This is a genomic window from Micromonospora sediminimaris (assembly GCF_016863575.1).
GTDB lineage: Bacteria > Actinomycetota > Actinomycetes > Mycobacteriales > Micromonosporaceae > Micromonospora > Micromonospora sediminimaris.
The window spans coordinates 1-19443 of sequence record NZ_BOPD01000044.1 but is presented as its reverse complement, the minus strand read 5'-3'; the positions used below and the strand labels follow the sequence as shown (position 1 = coordinate 19443).

Genomic DNA, 19443 nt, shown 5'->3' with positions numbered 1-19443 from the left:
GATCCGCCCCGCCGGCGGCGGCGTCGGCTGCCTCCTGATGATCCTGTTCTCCATCGTCGCCTCGATCGTCCTGACCGTCCTGCTCAACCTGCTCCTGTGACTTCGGACGGGTGTTGACCAAGAGGTTTTGGTCCCGACACGCCGACGTCGGAGACCAGAACCTCTTGATCAACCCGGCAGAGGTGGGGTGAGGGCGAAGTCGGCTAGTAGGGGGTAGTGGTCGGAGGCGTGGTCGGTGTGGGGGGTGCGGAGCACTCCTACGTGGGTGAGGTGGGTGGCCAGGGTGGGAGTCGCGAGCAGGTAGTCCAGGCGCATGTCGGCGAACTCGGCACCACCGTGGGCGGTCGGCACAGTCGGTCCGGCGTCCGCTCCGAGATCCACCAGCCCGGCGGCGAGCAGCCGGGCCACCGATCGGGTCTCCACCGTCCGCCCGTCCCGACGCAGATGCCGGCGACGGTACGCGGGCGGTAGCCGACCAACCTGGTCGGCGTGCCCGGCGTACGGATCGAGGGTGTTCAGATCACCGGCGAGCAGTGCCAGGCCGTCGTGGCGGGGGCGCAGCGCGGCGACCGCCCACCCCGCCTCGACCAGCCGGCGCGTGCCCGAGTACGGGTCGAGGTGGGTGCCGAGCACCGTCAACGGACCGGCCTCGGTGCTCACCACCACGCGTTGGGCTGCGTGGTGGAACGGCCGGCGTACCGGCGCGGCGGCCAGCACCGGCCACCGCGGAGCCACCAGCAGTGCGACCGGCTGCCCCAGCCAGGAACGGGCCACGAACGGGCGGAGCCCGACGCCGCTGGCCAGGCCCGCGACGTCGAGACCACCCAGCTCCTGCAACGCGAGCACGTCCGGCCGCTGCTGGGTGATGACCCGGGCCACCAGCTCGCGCCGGTCCGGACCGTCACGGTCCCGACCGCCGGTGCGGATGTTCCACGTCATCACCCTCAGCACGGCCGGTTCAGCCCGGCTGGCCGGCCCGAGCCAGCTCGTCATCGAGAGTGTCCACGTCCTCGGACTCGATGGCCGGCTGGTTGCCCTGCCGGACGTCCTCGTTGGGACGCACCACCCAGTACAACAGCCCGATCCACAGCGAGGTGAGCAGGATCGCGCCCATGAAGTCCGTCGGGTGGTGCATGCCCCGGTACATCCGGGAGATCGCCACCCCGACCGGCATCACCACGGCGAGCGCCACGAAGACCCACCGCCACCACCTGTCGGTCCGGGGGAAGACGATCACGGCGATCGCGACCCAGATGCAGAGGCTCGCCGCGATGTGCCCGGACGGGAACGACGAGGTCGGCATCGGTCCGTCCAGGTTCTCCACCGGCGGGCGCGGCCGGTCCACCGCCGCCGCGCTGGCCAGGAAGAGGGTCAACTCGCCGAACATGGTCAACGCCACGAACAGCACCGGACGCCAACGCCGCCAGATCGCCAGCACCAGCGGGCAGAACACCAGCGAGATCGCCAGGATGGCGTGAGTGTCGCCGACCTTGCTCCACCACCAGCTGAAATCGTCGAGCGAGGCGGTACGTTGCTCGGCGAACCAGTTGGGCACCGTCTCGTCGAGGCTGGCCAGGAAGGTGTTGTCGGCGTGGTAGCTGACGAACATGCCGAAGCCGTAGAGGGCACCGAACACCAGCACCCAGCCGACGATGATCTCGGCGATGCCGGCCCGGGCATGCGGCAGCAGCTTCTCCTCGTCCGGCGCCGGCGCCACCTCGTGCCCGGCCTCCGGCTCCAACCCCTCGGTCAGCGGCGCCGCGGGCCGTCCCCGCTCCAACCGCCACAACCGGAAGGCGTACGCGGTGACGCCCAGCCAGGCCGCGCCGAGCAGCCAGGCACCGATCACGTCGGAGAGGAAGTGCACGCCGAGCGCGACCCGGGTGAACCCGATCAGGAAGACGACGGTGGCGACCAGGGCCATCGCCGGCCGACGCCAGCGGGGCGCCATCGCCGGCAGGAACACCAGCAGCAGCGCGCCATAGGCCACCATCGACCCGAGCGCGTGACCGCTGGGGAAGCTCTGCCCCGCGTACGCGCCGATCGGCACGTCCACCTCGGGGCGCAACCGGTCGACGAGCGTCTTGAGCGAGGGGTCGAGGACCAGCGCGCCCACTCCCGTGGCGATCAGGAACACCGCGAGGCGACCCTGCCGGCGGATCAGCAACCCGACCACTGCCACGGTCACCAACCAGATGATGACCGTCCGCCCACCGAGGTCGGTGATGGCGTTGAGCACCGTCACCAGCGGCCCGATCGGCGCCACCTGGTCGTTGAGCCACTCGGCGACACCGTGGTCCACGTCGTACAGCGGCGACCACCGCACCCGGACCAGCACCAGCAGCAACCCGAAGCCGACCCCGGCACCGAGCACGAGCGCCAAGCCGGCGAGCGTACGTTCGGTGAAGTGTCCGAGGGGTCGTCGCAGTACGTCCCTGACCGCGCCCACGGCAGCCTCCTTCGCCTCTGGCGTGCCGCAGTACCCGGTCCGCCGTCGCGGTACACCCGGCGATGCCGTGGGTCAGAGCGCGGTCATCTCGCCGGTGTCGTGCACGGGAACCCGCTGCGCCTTCGGCTCCCACAGGTCCGGCCTTGCCGGCTCCTGCACGCCGATGCGTACCGCCTCAAGTTGCGCCGCGAACGAGAGCCCCCCGAACAGCGCCATGCCGGTGAGGTTCGCCCAGAGCAGCAACGCCATGATGCCGGCCAGCGCGCCGTAGGTCTGTCCGAAGTCCTCGCTGAACCGCACGTAGCCGGCGAGCCCCAGGCTGGCCAGCCACCACAGCGCGGTGGCGATGCCGGCACCGAACAGCAACCAGGACAGGCCGGGCTGGTGGCGTCGGGGCGCGTGGCGGAACAGCACCGCGACGGCGAGCACCGTCAGGCCGAGACTGAGCGGCCAACGCACCAGATCCCACACCGTGCTGGCGACGTCACCCCAGGCATAGTGGCGTTCCACCGAGTCGCCCATCGGGCCACCGCCCACCAGGATGAGGAACCCGGCGAGGGCCGGGAGGCCGGCGCTCACGGCGAGCACGGCCGCCCGCAGGTACTTCCACAGCGCGGGTCGGTCCCGTTCGACGCCGTAGATGCGGTTGGCGCCCCGCTCGATCTGGGCCATCGTGCTGGTCAGCGCGACCAGACCGGTGATCAGACCGAGAACGAGAGCCACCTCGCCGGTCTCCTCGACCCGCTCGGCGCCCGCGTCGTCGCCGCCGCCGAGCAGCTCGGCGACCATCTGATCACTGGTGCCGGGGGTCAACGCCAGCACCGTGTCGGCGACCACCTCACCCCCCTCAGCCACGCCCAGCTCGGAGATCAGTCCGGTGAGGGCGATCAGGAACGGCACCACCGCGAGACAGAGCTGGAACGCGAAGGCTCGGGAGTGACTGAACCCGTCTCCGTAGCGGAACCGGGTGAAGGCGTCACGCAGCAGGTGCCAGCCGCCCTCCCGGCGCAGCGTCTGCCAGGCATGATCGGCGCAGAGCTGCTCGTCGGACATCAGCCGGGTCTCCGGCACGATCTTGGTGCTGCTCACCGTGCGGCCCCTTCGTTCGCGACTGCGGGGCTCGCAAGCTCACTCCTCGCGCTCACCGAGCCCACCCTTCGTTCGCGACTGCGGGGCTCGCAAGCTCACTCCTCGCGCTCACCTCGGCCCTCCTCGACGAGGCGTTCGCCCCGCTCGGCGGCGGCCGACGCGTCCTCGGCCAGGTCCGGATCCTGCTCCGGTCGCGGTACGCACAGCCACAACGCCCGCCGCCGAATCTGCACCCGCAGCTCGCGGCCCGGTTCGATGAGGTCGCCGTCCAGCTCCCGGGGCTGGCTCCGGTTGCTGGTTATCTCCACTCGACGGGCGCGGTACACCTCCATCCGCGGCACCCGGTCGCGGCGGCGCAGCACCGCCCAGCCGAGGGAGAGCCATTGCCGCAGCGTGCGCGGAGTCAGCACGGCGACGTCGAGGTACCCGTCGTCGGGCTCCGCCTCGGTGAGCAGGGTGACCCCGCCCTGGAGCCGGCCGACGTTGGCGACCAGCACCGAACGGGCGCGACGGCGCAGCGGCGCCTGGTCGTCCAACCGGATCCACACCCGCATCGGCCGGTCCCGCAGGTGTCGCGCGGCTCCCACCACGTACGCGGGCCAGCCGATCCGGCGCTTGGTCGTCTCGCTTGTGGCATCGAGCATCTGGGCGTCGAAGCCCATGCCGGCCATCACCGCGAAGTGGTGCCCGTCCACCTCGCCGACGTCGAGCAGGCGTCGACCACGCTCGATGGCCACCGCCAGCCCGGCGGGCAGTTCGTCGGAGAGCCCCAGGTTGGCCGCGAGCAGGTTGCCGGTGCCCTGTGGCAGCACGGCGAGCGCCACCTCGGTGCCGACCAGGGCGTCGACGCAGGCCATCACCGTACCGTCGCCGCCGCAGGCGAAGACCACGTCGACCCCGGCGGCGAGGGCCTTCTCGGTCTGGCCGCGACCGGGATCGTCGGGGGTGGTCTCGAACCACAGCGGTTCCGGCCAGCCGGCCGCGTCGAGCGTGTCGCCGACGGTACGGCGCAACGCCTCGAGATCGGTCACCTTTACCGGATTGACCACCACCGCGCTGCGCAGCGGCCCTTCGTCCCGTCCAGCTTCCACGGCGTCAGTGTGCAGCACCGTGCCGCGTTCAGCGACCCGACACCGATGTGCCTCGCCCCACCCACCCCCACCACCACCTCCCACCGGCGATCTTGCAGTTTTCGTCGGCGCATATGCTGACAAAAACCTCACAACGGCGACCGAAAGTGCAAGATCGCGGAAGTGGGCGCGGGAGGGGGGTGGCGACGTTATGCGCTGGCGCGCAGGGCGAGCTCGACGCGGTGGCGGACGTCGGCCAGGTCGACGCCGGCCTCGGTGAGCGCCAGCGCGGCAAGCCCGTTACCCTCCCGCAGCAGGCCGAGCAGGAGGTGCTCGGTGCCGATGTGGCGGTGCCGCAGCCGGATCGCCTCGCGCAGCGACAGCTCCAGCACCTTCTTGGCGCGGGCCGAGAACGGACCACCGCTCGGCCGACGTCGGCCCCATCGGCGGCGTGGTGCCGGGACCGCCTCGCGTAGGGCGTCCGGGCCGAACGACTCCTCGATCCGGGCGACGATGGCCGACAGGTCGATGCCGATCTCACGCAGCGCCGCCGCGTCGGCCTCGCCCAGGCCACTGCCCCCGGTCTCGGTGTGGCGACGGATCCGCTCGCGCAGGTCGTCGGCGGTGACCCCCGCGTCCCGGAGCACCCGCACGGCCAGGCCGTCACCGTCGGCGAGGATGGCGAGCAGGAGGTGCTCGGTGCCGACGGGCCGCTGCCCCTCGGCGCGGGCCTCCTCGCGCGCCCGCCGCACGGCCGCGCGGGAACGGTCGGTGAATCGTTCGAACATCACGCCTCCCAGGAGGAATCGACCGCCGGTCGCCCGGCATGCTTCTTGTGCACCGCCTGCCGGCTGACCTCGAGCGCGTCGGCGATCTCCTGCCACGACCAGCCCTGTCGCCGGGCGTTGTCGACCTGGACCACCTCAAGCCGTTCGAGCAGCCGGCGCAGGGCGCGGACAGCACGCAGACCGACCCGGGGGTCGGTGCTGCCGGCCGCCGCCGCGAGTTCCGTCGCCTGACTCATGCTGTCAACCTACATTGACACCAGCCGGGCGTCAACCCCAGTTGACACTCGCCTGGTGCCGCTAGGGTCGTGCCGCGTGGGGTGCCGCGCCAGCCGTCGGTCGGGGGTCCAGTGAACCGAAACGAGAGTCACGAGCCACGCCGCTTCACGCTCACCGACCTGACACTTGAGGTGGCCGGCGGCAGCGTGGTCGGCGACCGGTACCGCGACAACTACGACGTACTGCACGTCGATGCCACGCTTCCCTTCGCCGTGGTGGCCGACGGAATGGGCGATGGTGAGGGCAGCCGTCGCGCCGGTGCCGCCGCCGTACCGACGTTCGCCGCGCTGGTCCGCGAGGCGTGGCCCGAGATCGGGGCAGACCGGCTACGCACCGTTGTCGACGCGGTCCAAGCCGCCGTACTGGAGGCCGGCCGAGGTCGCCCCCAGCTGACCGGCTGCACCCTGACCGGCCTGGTCGTCGAGCCGGAGGGCGGTCAGGGCTGGGTGGTCCAGCTGGGTGACTCGCGGGCCTATCGACTCCGCGACGACCTGCTGGAACTGGCCACCATCGACCACACGGTCGCCTGGCTGGGTGTGCTGCACGGCTGGTACCCGACCGACTCTCCCGCCGCCGCCCGGGCCCGATACCAGCTCACCCGCTACGCCGGCCACCCGGCCGCACCGGAGGCCGACCTGCTGGCCGTGACCCTGCGTCCCGGCGACACCTGGCTGCTCTGCACCGACGGAGTGAGCGACCAGGTCAGCTACCACGTGATGCAGGAGGCCCTCACCAGCTCCGAACCGGCGGACGCGGTCCGGACTCTGCTGCGCGCCTCACTGGACGCCGGTGGGATCGACAATGCCAGCGCGATCGTGCTCCGGGCCTCGCCGGCACGGTGACCACCCACCGGGTCGGGCTGCCGTCCGGCGATCACGCCCCGGGACGGCACCGGCGCGACTAGCCTCAGACGCAGGCCAGGTGCCACAGCTGCGGGGGTGATGCGGATGGCCGCCGCCAGCGACGCGCCGGTTCTCGTCGGCGTCGGCCCGGAGGATGCCCTGCCGGTGGCCCGCCTCGCCGCCCGGGTCGCCGCCGCCCACGGACGCGGACTGCACCTGCTGCACGCCTTCAACTGGGCCGCCTTCGACGCGCCGGCGGTTTCCAGCTCCCGGGCAACCGCAGAGCAGTTGCTCGCCGAGGCGACCGCGGCGGCCAACGAGAACGAGCCGGGCGTACCGGTCACCGCCGAGATCGCCGAGGGCTCGGCGGTGGCGAACCTCGTCCGCAGGTCGGAGACCGCCTTCCTGGTGGTGGTCGGCGACGGCGGGATGGCCCACTGCGACCGTTGCATCCCGGCGGACAGCCCCGCCGTGCAGGTGGCCGCCCGCGCCGAGTGCCCGGTGCTGGTCGCCCGGCGGGAACCGCCACCCTCCGGCCCGGTACTGGTCGGCATCGACGGCTCGGCCTCCAGCGAGATCGCCCTGGACTGGGCGCTCACCTGCGCCACCCGGCACGAGGCACGGCTGCTGGCGGTCTGGGTGGTGGACTCCGACGGCATCGTCGAGGAGGCCGCCGAACGGCTCAGCGAGACGGTGTCCCGCCACCGGGTCGACCATCCCGACGCCGCCGTCGAGTGCCACGTCATCCAGGGCGAGCCCGGTGACGTGCTTGTCGACCAGTCCCGCTCGGCACAACTGGTGGTGGTCGCCGCCCGGGGCGAAGAACCGGCGCGCGGGATGCTCGGCGCGGTCAGCCAGTCGCTGCTCTACCACGCCCCGTCCCCGGTGCTGGTGATCCGTGGGGTGACCGGCACACCCGACCCGGACGGGTCGTGAAACCCGGACCGGCGGGACCAACGGCCCTGATCCAGGATCGCCGATTCGGCCAAGCTGACAGAGGAAACCGCGTTGCGGATGCAGGATTCACCGACCCGCGAGAGGCTCAAGCAGTATGGACACCGCCGTAGACCTGCGAAGCCCCCTGACCGATGACGAACTGCGCCGGCTGGACGCCTACTGGCGAGCGGCGAACTACCTCACCGTCGGGCAGATCTACCTGCTGGACAATCCCCTGTTGCGCGAACCGCTGACCCCCGAGCACGTCAAGCCCCGCCTGCTCGGGCACTGGGGCACCTCCCCCGGGCTGAACCTGATCTACGCCCACCTGAACCGGGCCATCGTGGCGCGCGACCTCAGCGCCATCTACATCACCGGGCCCGGGCACGGCGGACCGGCGCTGGTGGCCAACACCTGGCTCGAAGGCACCTACAGCGAGCTGTACCACGACATCGGCCGCGACGAGGCCGGCATGGCCCGACTGTTCCGGCAGTTCTCCTTCCCCGGCGGCATTCCGAGCCACGTCGCGGCGGAGGTGCCGGGTTCGATCCACGAGGGCGGCGAGCTGGGGTACGCGCTCAGTCACGCCTACGGCGCCGCCTTCGACAACCCCGACCTGCTGGTCGCCTGCGTGGTCGGAGACGGCGAGGCGGAGACCGGTCCGCTGGCCGGTAGTTGGCTGTCCAACGTGTTCCTCAACCCTGCCCGCGACGGGGCGGTGCTGCCCATCCTGCACCTCAACGGATACAAGATCGCTAACCCGACGGTGCTGGACCGCATCCCCGAGTCCGACCTGCTCGACCTGATGCGCGGCCAGGGTTACCAGCCGTACGTGGTGGCCGGCGACGATCCGGCCAAGGTGCACCAGAGCCTGGCCGCCACCCTTGACCGGGCGCTGGACGAGATCGCGGAGATCCAGCGCCGTGCCCGTTCCGGCGCAACCGTCGAACGCCCGCGCTGGCCGATGATCGTCCTGCGTACCCCGAAGGGCTGGACCGGGCCACGCGACGTCGACGGCAAGCAGGTGGAGGGCACCTATCGCGCACACCAGGTGCCGCTCTCCGCGGTCCGTTCCAACCCGGAGCACCTGGCCGAGCTGGAGCGGTGGCTGCGCAGCTACCGACCGCAGGAGCTGTTCGACGCGACCGGCGCGCCGGTGGCCGAGGTGGCCGATCTGCCGCCCCGGGGGCCACGGCGGATGAGCGCCAATCCGGTCGCCAACGGCGGCTCCCTGCTGCGCGATCTGGTCCTGCCCGACTTCCGCGACTACGCCGTCGAGGTGCCCCGCCCCGGTGCGACGATCACCAGCGCCACCGGTGAACTCGGCAAGTGGATCCGCGACGTGATCACCGCCAACCCGCAGACGTTCCGCCTGTTCGGCCCGGACGAGGTCGCCTCCAACCGGCTACAGGCGGCCTTCGAGGTCACCGGCCGGGCCTGGATGGCCGGCACGGTCGACGGCGACGATCACCTCTCCCCCGACGGGCGGGTGATGGAGGTCCTCTCCGAGCACCTGTGCCAGGGTTGGCTGGAGGGCTACCTGCTCACCGGCCGGCACGGCATCTTCACCAGCTACGAGGCGTTCATCCACATCGTCGACTCGATGGTCAACCAGCACGCCAAGTGGCTCAAGGTCACCCGTGGCATTCCGTGGCGGCAGCCGGTGGCGTCGCTGAACTACCTGCTCTCCAGCCATGTCTGGCGGCAGGACCACAACGGTTTCTCCCACCAGGACCCGGGCTTCATCGACCATGTGATGAACAAGAAGGCCGAGGTGGTGCGGGTCTACCTGCCGCCGGACGCCAACACGCTGCTCTCCACCATGGATCACTGCCTGCGCAGCCGTCATTACATAAACGTGGTGGTGGCCGGCAAGCAGCCCGCGCCCAGCTGGCTCACCATGGACGAGGCCATCGCGCACTGCCGGCGCGGCGTGGGCATCTGGGACTGGGCCAGCACCGACGACGGCAGCGAGCCGGACGTCGTGCTCGCCTGCGCCGGTGACGTGCCGACGCTGGAGACCCTGGCCGCAGCCGATCTGCTGCGCCAGCACCTGCCCGAACTCAAGGTCCGGGTGATCAACGTCGTCGACCTGATGCGGCTCCAGCCGGCCGCCGAGCACCCGCACGGCCTGCCGGATTCCGAGTTCGACACGTTGTTCACCCGCGACAAGCCGATCATCTTCGCGTACCACGGCTACCCGTGGCTGATCCACCGGCTCACCTACCGCCGGGCCAACCACGACAACCTCCACGTACGCGGGTACAAGGAGGAGGGCACCACCACCACGCCGTTCGACATGGTGATGCTCAACGACCTGGACCGCTTCCACCTCGTGATCGACGTTATCGACCGGGTACCGGGGCTGGCCGCCCGCGCCGCGCATCTGCGGCAGGAGATGACCGACGCCCGCCAGTCCGCCCGCGACTACACCCGCCGGTTCGGCGAGGACGACCCGAAGGTGGCCGAGTGGCGCTGGGTCCGCGAGACCGACCCGACCAACCCGTGAGGAGATGCCCATCATGAGCGAGCACGGCGCAGGCGCGGAAATCCTGGTGGGCTACGACGGCTCACCGGACGCCGCGGCGGCCCTGGAGTGGGCGCTGGATCAGGCCCGCCGCGACGGCCGGCCGGTCCGGTTGGCGTACGTCTTCGAATGGCTGACCGTGGCCGGCTGGGTGGGTCCGGGCGTGACGCCGGGGATGTGGCCCGACGAGCAAGCCCGCCGGCAGGTCGAGGAACTGGTCGGCAAGGCCGCAGCGGACGCCGCCGCCACCCATCCGGGCCTGGACGTACGCGGCGAGGTGCTGGACGGTCCGCCCGCCCTGATCCTGGAGGAGGCTTCGACGCAGGCCGGCCTGTTGGTGCTGGGCAGCCGTGGGCACGGCGGTTTCGCCGGTCTGCTCGCCGGCTCGACCGCGGTCAACGTCACCGCGCACGCGCACTGCCCGGTGGTGGTGGTCCGTCGCCGGCCGGCCGAGAGTGACCGGGCCGGGCACGTCGCCGTCGGGGTGGACGGCTCGGAGCATTCGCTGCTGGCCCTCGGCTTCGCCTTCGAACAGGCGGCCCTGCGTCGGGTGCCGCTGCACGTGGTGCGGGCCTGGCAGCCGCGACGCGAACAGTGGAGCCTGCGCGGCGAGCAGGCCCGCGACGCGGCGCTGGCCGACCAACGGGCCGAGGTGGACGAGGCGTTGCGTCGCGGACAGGAGAGTTTCCCCGACGTCGAGGTGACCGTCGAGACGGCCGCCGCCGCGCCGGCCGGTTTGCTGATCGACGCCAGCCGCAACGCGCAACTGGTCGTCGTCGGCAGCCGGGGACGCGGTGGGCTGCGAGGGATGCTGCTCGGCTCGGTCAGCCAGCAACTCCTTCAGCACGCCCACTGTCCGGTCGCGGTGGTCCGGGAACGGTAAGGCGCGCCGTGGGCCGGGAACGCTGAGGCACGCCGTGGGCCGGCCGCTGTCAGGCCGGCCCACGGCGCCCACCTCGGAGCGCGCGCAGCGCGTTGAGGATCACCAGCACGTCGATGCCCTCCTGAAGGAACGCGCCCGCCACCGGTGGCAGCCGACCGGCCGCCGCGAATCCCATCGCGAGCAGCGCCAGCCCCATCCCGACCGTGGCGCTCTGCACCGCGATCCGGCGGGCGTACCGGGCCACCTCGACCGCGTCGGCCAGCGGATCAAGGCGGTCGAGACTCAGCACAGCGTCGGCGACATCGGCCGAGGCGGTCGCCCCGGTGGCCCCCATTGCCACGCCGACATGCGCCTCCGCCAGCGCCGGAGCGTCGTTCACCCCGTCACCGACCATCACGGTCACCGCCCGGCCGGCCTCGGCTCGAACCCGGCTCACCTTCTCCTGCGGGGTGCACCGGGCCAGCACGGCGTCGACACCCACCACGTCGGCGACCCGGCGGGCATCCTCCGGCCGGTCCCCGGTGACCATCACGATCCGGGTGAGCCCGGCGGCACGCAGCCGAGCCACGGTCCGGCGGGCGTCGGGGCGTACCGGATCCTCCAACAGGACCGCGCCGAGCGGCCCGGCCTCGTCGGCCACCCAGACCAGCGAGTGTCCCGTCCCGCCGGCCCGCCGGCTGGCCAGCTCGGCCCACTGCGGCAACGTCCCGGGGAACTGGCCGACCCGGATCCGCCGCCCGTCGACCCGCCCGCTCACCCCCCGGCCCGGCTCCTCGGTCACCTCAGCCGGGGTGACCAGCCGTAGGCCGCGCTCACCGGCGGCGCGCACCAGTGCCGCCGCCAGCACGTGCGAGGACAACTGCTCCACCGAGGCGGCCACCCGCAGCACCTCGTCGGGGTCACCGCCGGGAGCCACGACGGTATCGGCGACCCGGGGACGGCCGGCGGTGAGCGTTCCGGTCTTGTCGACCAGCAGGGTGCGCGCCCGACCAAGGACCTCCAGCGAGCCGCCGTCGCGAACCAGCACCCCGTGCCGGGCCACCCGGGACAGTCCCGAAACGATGGCGATCGGGGTGGCCAGCAGCAACGGACACGGTGTCGCCACCACCAGCACCGCCACCGCCCGGAGGAACTCGCCGGAGAGCGCCCAGCCCAGCCCGGCCAACACCAGTGTGAACGGCACGAAGGCGGCGGCGTACCGGTCGGCGAGCCGCACCGTCGGCGCCTTGCGGGCGGTCGCCTCCTCGGCCAGCCGGACGATCCCGGCGTACGTGCTGCGCTCGGCGCTCTCCGTGGCCCGCAGGCCGAACGCGGCCCCGGCGTTGACCACACCGCTGGGCACCCGGGCCCCGGCCGCCCGCTCGACGAGCCGGGACTCCCCGGTCACCACCGACTCGTCCAACGTCGCGGCGGTCTCGGCGACACCGTCGACGGCGACCACGTCACCCGGGCCGACAAGTAACCGGTCACCGACCGCCACCCGGTCCGCCGGCACCACCTCGACGCCGCCTTCGGCGGTACGCCGGCGCGCGGTACGCGGTGCCCGCTCCAGCAGCGCCCGCAGGTCCCGCGTCGCCCGGCGCTGCGCGTACGCCTCCAGGGTCCGCCCGGTGGCCAGCATCACCGCGACCACCGCACCGGCCAGGTACTCGCCGACGACAAGTGCTCCGCCCAGCGCCAGCACGGCGATCACGTCCACACCGAACCGCCGCCGCAGCAGTTCCCGCAGCACCGACGCGGCAGCCGGCAGCAGCGCGATCAGGGTGGCCGCCGCCCACCACACGTCGGCGGCGCCCGGCTGCCCGGCCAGCCGCACCGCCGCACCTGCCAACACCAGCAGCGTGAGTCCGGCCAGCGGGACCCACAGCCACCAGTTCCGGCGACCCGAGCCGGAACGCTCCGGTCCGGGTCGCGCCGGCCGGTCCGGCAGGCACTCGCCCCGGTCACCCGCCGACTGTCGCTTCCCCACCTGCGGATCGTCTCAACCGGGTCGGGCGGAGCGGAGCGGAACACGGGTCACAGGTCCCGCCCGGTCGGGCCGTGCGGATCCTGCGCGCCGCCGACCGATGTCGCACGATGAACCGGACCGCACCCACAGCCGTACGGAGGTGCGGCACGATGGGCAGAGACGGAAAGGTCGTGAGGATGAGCCACCAGACGCCGACTACCCACCGCCCGCTGACCACCGCCCTCGCGGAGGCCGCCGCGATGGCCGGTCACGCGCCGTCGGTGCACAACAGCCAGCCGTGGCGCTGGCGGGTGCTACCCGACGCGTTGGAGCTGCGGATGGTGCGCGACAGCAGGTTGGCCGCCACCGATCCGCAGGGCGAGCTGGTCACCCTCAGCTGCGGTGCGGCGCTGCACCATGCCCGGCTGGCCCTGGCCGCCGAGGGGTGGGCGACAAGCGTGCAGCGGATGCCCGAGCCGGGCGACCCCGACCTGCTCGCCCGCCTCACCGAGCCCCGGGCCACCGGTGCCGACCCGGACGCGATGCGGTCGGTGCAGTGCATGCAGGTGCGGCACACCGACCGGCGTCCGGTCAGCGACGAGCCGGTCTCCGATGACTCGTTGAGCGCCATCGCGTCGGCCGCCGGCCGGGAGGGTGCCCGGTTGGAGATCCTCGATCGCGACCAGGTGCTGCAACTGGCCGCGTCCGCCTCACACGCTGCCACGGTCGAGGCGGAGGATTCCCGGCTGCGGGAGGAACTGGAGTACTGGACCAGCCGCGCCGGCGGCACCGGGCTCACCCCGGAGGTGCTGCCGGAGCAGCCCGCGCAGACCACCGTGCCGGGCCGGGACTTCGGTCGCCCGGGCACCCTGCCGGTCGGGCCGGGGCACGATCGGGCAGCGTCCTACGCGGTGCTCTACGGCGACCAGGACGAGCCGGTCGACTGGCTCCGTGCGGGCGAGGCGCTGTCGGCCGCCTGGCTGGCCGCCACCCGACTGGGTGTCTCGATGGTGCCGCTCAGCGGCGTGGTCGAGGTGCCGGCCACCCGGCAGACCCTGCGCCAGCTGCTCTCCGGGCTCGGGCACCCGTACCTCGGCCTGCGCCTGGGGGTGGCCGACCCGGCCCACGCCGGCCCACCGCACACCCCGCGACTGCCCCGCGAGCAGGTGGTGGACACCTCGGCGGTGTCCGGCGACGCCGCCTAGCGCGGCATCCGGGCACCACGCCCGTCCGGCCTCGGGCGTTTCCGCGCCGCCGGTCGCCGGATAGCATCGCCGGGTGACTGTCGGCGCACCCAATCCCCGTCACGAGCCACCGTCGCTCGGCCTGAGCCCACTGTCCCGGGTCCGCCTGGACGAGCTGCTCCAGGAGATGCTCGATCGCGTCGGCGAGGTGGTGACCAGCCGGGAACGCCTACGGGCGCTGCTCGACGCGGTCGTCGGCATCGGCACCGACCTGGATCTGCGCAGCACCCTGCGGCGGATCGTGCAGGCGGCCTGTGACCTGGCCGGGGCCCGCTACGGCGCGCTCGGGGTGATCGGTCCCGACCGGATGCTGCACGACTTCATCACCCACGGCATCTCCCCCGAGCTGCACGCGAAGATCGGTGACCTGCCGCACGGCCGGGGGGTGCTCGGCCTGCTCATCGACGAACCGAAACCGGTGCGGATGCCGGACATCACCCAGCATCCGAACTCGTACGGCTTTCCGCCGCACCATCCGCCGATGCACACCTTCCTCGGCGTGCCGGTCCGCATCCGCGATCAGGTGTTCGGCAACCTCTACCTCGCCGAGAAGCAGGGCGGCGCCGAGTTCACCGAGGACGACGAGGAGATCGTCGTCGCGCTCGCCGGAGCGGCCGGCGTGGCGATCGAGAACGCCCGGCTGTACGCGCTGGCCAACCGCCGGGAACGCTGGCTCGCCGCCACCGCCGAGATCACCTCGCTGCTGCTCGGCGAGGTGCGCCGCACCGACGCACTGACCCTGGTGGCGCGGCGCGCCCGCGAGGTCGCCGAGGCCGAGCTGGCCCTGGTGCTGCTCTACGACGAGGAGGCGGACCACTTCACCGTCGAGGTCGTCGACGGCGTCGGCGCCCAGGCCCGCGCGCTTGTCGGCACGGTGCTGCCGGCCGCCGACACCAGCTTCGCCGGTCCGGTGACCCAGGGTCGGCACGACTCGGTGGAGGATCTGGCCCACGCCGCGCCGTGGCCGGCGGTGCTGCACACCGGGCCGGCGGTGATCTCTCCGCTGGCCACCGCCGACACCCTGCACGGTGTGCTGGTGATCGCGCACAGCGCCGACCACGGCGGCGCCACCGACGACGACGTGGCCCTGCTGGGCAGCTTCGCCGGTCAGGCGGCGCTGGCCATGGAACGCGCCCGTGGCCAGGAGGAACGCGAGCAGCTGGTGGTGCTGGAGGACCGCGAGCGGATCGCCCGGGACCTGCACGACGTGGTGATCCAGCGGTTGTTCGCCACCGGCCTGCAACTACAGAGCGCGGTGCCGTTGACCGCGCGGCCGGAGGTCGCCAGGCGGATCAACGCCGCGGTCGACGACCTGGACACCACCATCAAGGACATCCGCCGCACCATCTTCGAGCTGCGTACCCCGATGAGCGCGGCGCTGCGCACCGAGATCCGCGAGGCGGTGGAAGCCGCCGCCGAGTCGCTCGGTTTCCGGCCGAGGCTGGAGCTGACCGGGCCGATCGACAGCGCCGTGCCGGACGAGGTCCGCCCCGAACTCGCCGCCGTGCTCCGCGAGGCGCTGTCCAACGCCGTACGCCACGCCGAGGCCACGGCGGTGTCGGTTGCGGTACGCGTCGACGCCGCCCAGGTGGCCGTCACCGTGACCGACAACGGGGTAGGTTGCGACCCGGCCGCCGCCCGGGGCGGGCTGGTGAACCTGCGCGAACGCGCCGAACGGCACGGCGGCACCTTCGAGGTACGCGGCGCCCAACCGCGCGGCACCGAGCTGCACTGGTCGGTGCCGCTGGTGGCCTGAGCCGCTGCGACCCGCCCGTGACGGGACTGCGCGGGGGGCCGGGCCCGGCGGGTGCGGTCAGTGGGTCTTGCCGAGCAGGCGGGTGGCCAGCACCGCGGCCTGGGTACGGCGTTCCAGGCCGAGCTTGGCCAGCACGCTGGAGACGTAGTTCTTCACCGTCTTCTCGGCCAGGAACATCTTGCTGGCGATCTCCCGGTTGGTCAGCCCCTCGGCGACGTACTCCAGGATGCGCCGCTCCTGCTCGGTGAGGGACTGCAACTCGCGGGGCTGCTCCACGCCGCTGCGGATGCGATCCAGCACCCGGGTGGTGATCGCCGGGTCGAGCAGCGACTGGCCGGCCGCCACCCGGCGTACCGCGTCGACGAGGTCGGTGCCCCGGATCTGCTTGAGCACGTACCCGGAGGCACCGGCCATGATCGCCGCGAAGAGTGCCTCGTCGTCCTCGTACGAGGTGAGGATCAGGCCCTTGATCGAGGAGTCCACGGCCCGGATGTCCCGGCACACGTCGATGCCGTTGCCGTCGGGTAGCCGGGCGTCGAGGATCGCCACGTCGGGCCGCAGCGCCGGAATCCGGCGGGCCGCCTCCTGGGCGGAGCCGGACTCACCGACCACCTCTATGTCACCACTCGCGTGCAGCAGGTCGGCCAGACCACGACGGACCACCTCGTGGTCGTCAAGCAGAAACACCCGGATCATCCCCCCTTTCTACCCCCTCCCGCCCACCCCCACCCGGGCCAAAAGTCCCAACCTCCCACCCCACCCCCACCCACCCCACCCCGGCCCCCGCTCGGTTGATCAAGAAGTTTGCGTCTCCGTCGGGCCGGATCCCGACCAGAACCTCTTGATCAACCGGACGAGGTCGGGCGGGGGGTCCTGGGGGTTCGGGACGTGTGGCCCTGCTGGGTGGGGGTGTGCGGGGCGCACCGTGGGGAGGTACCAGGCGAATGTGAGGGAGCCCGACCATGGAAACCGGCTACACCGTCGAACAATTGCGGGCCGCCGCGACCGACGCGGTCCGGGCACCGTCCCTGCACAACGTTCAGCCGTGGCGGTTCCGGCTGCGCGACGGCGGGATCGAGGTGCTCCTCGACCCGACCCGGCGGCTGCCCGCCACCGACCCGAGCGGCTGGGGCGCCCGCGTTGCCGGCGGAGCGGCGCTGTTCAACCTGCGCCTCGCCCTGGCGATGGCCGGCGCCCCGGCGACGGTACGACTGCGTCCGTACCCGTCGGAACCGGACGTGCTGGCCCGGCTGGTGCCGGACCTGCCGCGCCGGCCCAGCCCCGCCGAGCAGAGCCTCTACGCGGCCATTCCACGCCGGTTCAGCAACCGTGCCCCGTTCTGGCCCGACCCGGTCCCGGCCGACTCTCGCTGGCGGCTGGGTGAGGCGGCTCGGACCGAGCACTGCTGGCTGGAGCTGCTCATCGGGGTGAGCGCCGTCAACGCCTTCGCCGAGATCGCTCGCGGCGCACACCGGGTGCTCGAACGCGACCCCGCCTACCGGGCGGAGCGCGAGGCGTGGGTACGCGCCGGAGACGAGCCGGACGGCGTCCCGGTCACCGCCAGCGGTCCCCGAGCCGAGCCGCAGGACCTGCTTCCGTCGCGTGGCTTCGGCGGCACCCAGCGGGCACCCGGACGGGACTTCGAGCCGGAGCCCCTCGTGGCGGTGCTCGGCTCCGCCGGCAACACCGCCGTCGATCAGGTGGTCGCGGGCCAGGCGTTGCAACGGGTCCTGCTGACCGCCACCGACGCCGGGCTGTCCGCGTCGATGCTGTCGCAACCGATCGAGGTGCCGTCGGCCCGGGAGCAGCTCCGGCTGTCGCTGGGACGGTTCGGTACGCCGCAGATGGTGATGCGGATCGGGTACGGCCAGCCGGGCTGGCCCACCCCCCGCCGCTCCGTGGACGAGGTGCTGGACCTGCCGGTGCACCTCGCCTGAGGCGACCGGCCGTCAGCGAGACGGCACCGGCGGCGGACGGTCGGTGGTCAGGGCGGCGAGCAGGGCGGCCTCCCGGTCCGGGTCCAGGCCGACCGGCTGCCGGGCCGGTCGGCCGGCGCGGGCCGGCACCGAACCCACCCGGCGCAGCCAGGCCCAGGTGTCGACGACGGTCTCGGTCACCGGCCGGCAGCTGAGCCCGCCAGCGTACGCACGGGTGACGTCCATCTGCTGCATCCACCGGTACTCGTGCCCCGGTGGGATCCAGATCGGCAGATCGTTCCACGGTTCCACACCGGCGGCGAGCAGTTGCTCCGGCTCGGCCCAGCGCAGTCGGGCGTCAGCGCCGGTGGCCGTCACGCCGACGGTGAGCAGTTCGCCCATGGTGGTGTGCCCGGGCCGGCTCACCACGTTCACCGCTCCAGCCCGACCGGCGGCCCCGGCGTCCAGCAGGAAGGCCGCCAGGTCGCGGACGTCGACGTACTGCACGGGCAGGTCGGCAGGGCCGGGTGCGAGCACGTCACCGCCCCGGGCGAGACGGTTGAGCCACCACGGCAGCCGGCCGATGTCCTCACCGGGACCGAGGATCAGCCCGGCGCGGGCGAGCAGCACCCGGTCGCCGAGCACCGCGCGGAGGGCCCGCTCGGCGCCGGCCTTGAGCGTCGGGTAGTCATCGTCGATGTCGTCCGGGCCGGCGGTCACCAGCGGCGCCTGTTCCGTCACGCCGGCCGGCACCGGCCGGGCGTACACCGAGCCGCTGGAGACGTAGACGTAGTGCCCGGCCCGTTCGGCCAGCATCCGCGCCGTCGCCTGGGCGGCGCGGGGTGCGCCGTCCCAGGTGTCGACGACGAGATCCCACTCCCCCTCGGCCAGCGCGGCCAACCCGTCGGCGGCGGTGCGGTCACCCAACAGGTGCCGTACGCCAGCCGGGGGCGCCCCGTGCCGCCCCCGGTTGAACGCCGTCACCGCCCAGCCCCGGTGGATCGCCTCGGCGACCACCGCCCCGCCCACGAATCCCGAGCCGCCCAGTACGAGGAGTTTCATGTGAGCCACCCTGCCCGTTGTCGGCGGCGTCGGGGTGGCTCGTTCACCGTCAGCGGATCTGCCAACGGCAGAAACCGGCGACGACCTGTGCAGGGCCGGGTGGGAGGTGGGTGCCGTGTCCGGCGGGCGGCGTGGGCGTCCGCCGGACACGGCCGGGCGGTGCCGCGGGCACGGCGGGCACCACCAGCCAGTTCCTTGGTGAAAAGGACGGCGAGTCCCATCGTCGGCCCCACCGGATGCGGCGTCAACAACTTCCGGAAAAATATCGATAGCTAGTGCGGTGGCCAGGAACGTTGGCGGTGTCGCGGCGAGGTCCAGGCGGCGATCCGGCAAGGCGGAGTCGGGTCCGGATACCGGTGTTGTATCCGGACCCGACTCCAACGCCGCCGGTCGTCGGCTGGACCCGGCGCGGCCCGGTGAACGTTTCTGGCCACCGCACTAGTTAGACCGGTGCCGCGCTGTCCCGGATGACGAGTTCTGTGGCGAGTTCCACCCGGGGGCTCTCCACCTGCTCGCCTCGGGCCAGCCGCAACACCGTCCGCGCCGCGAGCATGCCCATCTCGGCCAGCGGCTGACGCACGGTGGTCAACGGCGGCGAGCACCACCGCACCTCCGGCAGGTCGTCGAAACCCACCACGCTGACGTCGTCCGGTACAC

Annotated in this window: 17 protein-coding genes; 7 read left to right on the top strand and 10 right to left on the bottom strand. The window is 72.6% G+C overall.

The window, feature by feature from the left end; translation table 11 throughout:
- Positions 1–168 precede the first annotated feature (168 nt).
- The 6 genes from Vse01_RS26670 to Vse01_RS26645 all read right to left on the bottom strand — a co-directional run bounded on the left by Vse01_RS26670 (position 169) and on the right by Vse01_RS26645 (position 5632).
- Positions 169–993 carry an endonuclease/exonuclease/phosphatase family protein gene (locus Vse01_RS26670; RefSeq protein ID WP_232511150.1) on the bottom strand — a complete coding sequence of 275 codons (825 nt, stop codon included), beginning with the start codon at positions 991–993 and terminating at the stop codon, positions 169–171.
- The gene (locus Vse01_RS26665) at positions 959–2449 is read right to left on the bottom strand and encodes a phosphatase PAP2 family protein (protein ID WP_093402910.1); all 1491 of its coding nucleotides are present in this window, start codon (positions 2447–2449) and stop codon (positions 959–961) included. Before Vse01_RS26665 ends, Vse01_RS26670 begins: the two co-directional genes overlap by 35 nt.
- Positions 2450–2521: 72 nt before the next feature.
- Positions 2522–3538, bottom strand: a complete 1017-nt coding sequence (locus Vse01_RS26660) for a YihY/virulence factor BrkB family protein (protein WP_093402909.1) — start codon at positions 3536–3538, stop codon at positions 2522–2524.
- Positions 3539–3633: 95 nt separating this feature from the next.
- Positions 3634–4629, bottom strand: a complete 996-nt coding sequence (locus Vse01_RS26655; RefSeq protein ID WP_232511149.1) for a diacylglycerol/lipid kinase family protein — start codon at positions 4627–4629, stop codon at positions 3634–3636.
- Positions 4630–4817: 188 nt separating this feature from the next.
- The gene (locus Vse01_RS26650; protein ID WP_093402907.1) at positions 4818–5396 is read right to left on the bottom strand and encodes a Clp protease N-terminal domain-containing protein; all 579 of its coding nucleotides are present in this window, start codon (positions 5394–5396) and stop codon (positions 4818–4820) included.
- Entirely contained in the window at positions 5396–5632 is a 237-nt protein-coding gene (locus tag Vse01_RS26645) for an HTH domain-containing protein (RefSeq protein WP_093402906.1), read from the bottom strand. The genes Vse01_RS26650 and Vse01_RS26645 overlap by 1 nt, the downstream gene beginning before the upstream one ends.
- 111 nt (positions 5633–5743) lie before the next feature.
- On the opposite strand from Vse01_RS26645, the gene Vse01_RS26640 reads away from it, so the two are divergent.
- From Vse01_RS26640 to Vse01_RS26625, 4 genes are all read left to right on the top strand, one after another.
- Positions 5744–6514, top strand: a complete 771-nt coding sequence (locus Vse01_RS26640) for a PP2C family protein-serine/threonine phosphatase (RefSeq protein WP_093402905.1) — start codon at positions 5744–5746, stop codon at positions 6512–6514.
- A gap of 105 nt (positions 6515–6619) precedes the next feature.
- The gene (locus Vse01_RS26635; RefSeq protein WP_093402904.1) at positions 6620–7450 is read left to right on the top strand and encodes a universal stress protein; all 831 of its coding nucleotides are present in this window, start codon (positions 6620–6622) and stop codon (positions 7448–7450) included.
- A 115-nt stretch (positions 7451–7565) separates the two neighbouring features.
- Positions 7566–9959, top strand: a complete 2394-nt coding sequence (locus tag Vse01_RS26630; protein WP_093402903.1) for a phosphoketolase family protein — start codon at positions 7566–7568, stop codon at positions 9957–9959.
- A 13-nt stretch (positions 9960–9972) separates the two neighbouring features.
- The gene (locus Vse01_RS26625) at positions 9973–10860 is read left to right on the top strand and encodes a universal stress protein (RefSeq protein ID WP_093403196.1); all 888 of its coding nucleotides are present in this window, start codon (positions 9973–9975) and stop codon (positions 10858–10860) included.
- Between the two features lie 49 nt (positions 10861–10909).
- Here Vse01_RS26625 and Vse01_RS26620 read toward each other — a convergent pair whose 3' ends face one another.
- Positions 10910–12829: a heavy metal translocating P-type ATPase gene (locus tag Vse01_RS26620; protein WP_093402902.1), complete on the bottom strand. Its 1920-nt coding sequence runs from the start codon at positions 12827–12829 to the stop codon at positions 10910–10912.
- Positions 12830–13005: 176 nt separating this feature from the next.
- On the opposite strand from Vse01_RS26620, the gene Vse01_RS26615 reads away from it, so the two are divergent.
- Together Vse01_RS26615 and Vse01_RS26610 are read left to right on the top strand one after the other, a co-directional pair.
- Entirely contained in the window at positions 13006–14013 is a 1008-nt protein-coding gene (locus tag Vse01_RS26615) for an Acg family FMN-binding oxidoreductase (RefSeq protein WP_396886434.1), read from the top strand.
- Between the two features lie 121 nt (positions 14014–14134).
- A complete protein-coding gene (locus Vse01_RS26610) occupies positions 14135–15808 on the top strand; it encodes a sensor histidine kinase (protein WP_093403195.1) in 1674 nt (557 codons plus the stop codon).
- A 57-nt stretch (positions 15809–15865) separates the two neighbouring features.
- Here the strand turns inward: Vse01_RS26610 and Vse01_RS26605 are convergent, their stop codons facing one another.
- Positions 15866–16504, bottom strand: coding sequence for a response regulator (locus tag Vse01_RS26605; RefSeq protein ID WP_093402900.1), 639 nt, complete (start codon positions 16502–16504; stop codon positions 15866–15868).
- Between the two features lie 266 nt (positions 16505–16770).
- On the opposite strand from Vse01_RS26605, the gene Vse01_RS26600 reads away from it, so the two are divergent.
- A complete protein-coding gene (locus Vse01_RS26600) occupies positions 16771–17745 on the top strand; it encodes an Acg family FMN-binding oxidoreductase (RefSeq protein WP_093402899.1) in 975 nt (324 codons plus the stop codon).
- 12 nt (positions 17746–17757) lie between these two features.
- Here Vse01_RS26600 and Vse01_RS26595 read toward each other — a convergent pair whose 3' ends face one another.
- A complete protein-coding gene (locus Vse01_RS26595) occupies positions 17758–18786 on the bottom strand; it encodes an NAD-dependent epimerase/dehydratase family protein (protein ID WP_093402898.1) in 1029 nt (342 codons plus the stop codon).
- Positions 18787–19228: 442 nt separating this feature from the next.
- On the bottom strand, positions 19229–19443 hold a 215-nt coding region (locus Vse01_RS26590; RefSeq protein ID WP_204019267.1), incomplete at its 5' end, for a substrate-binding domain-containing protein.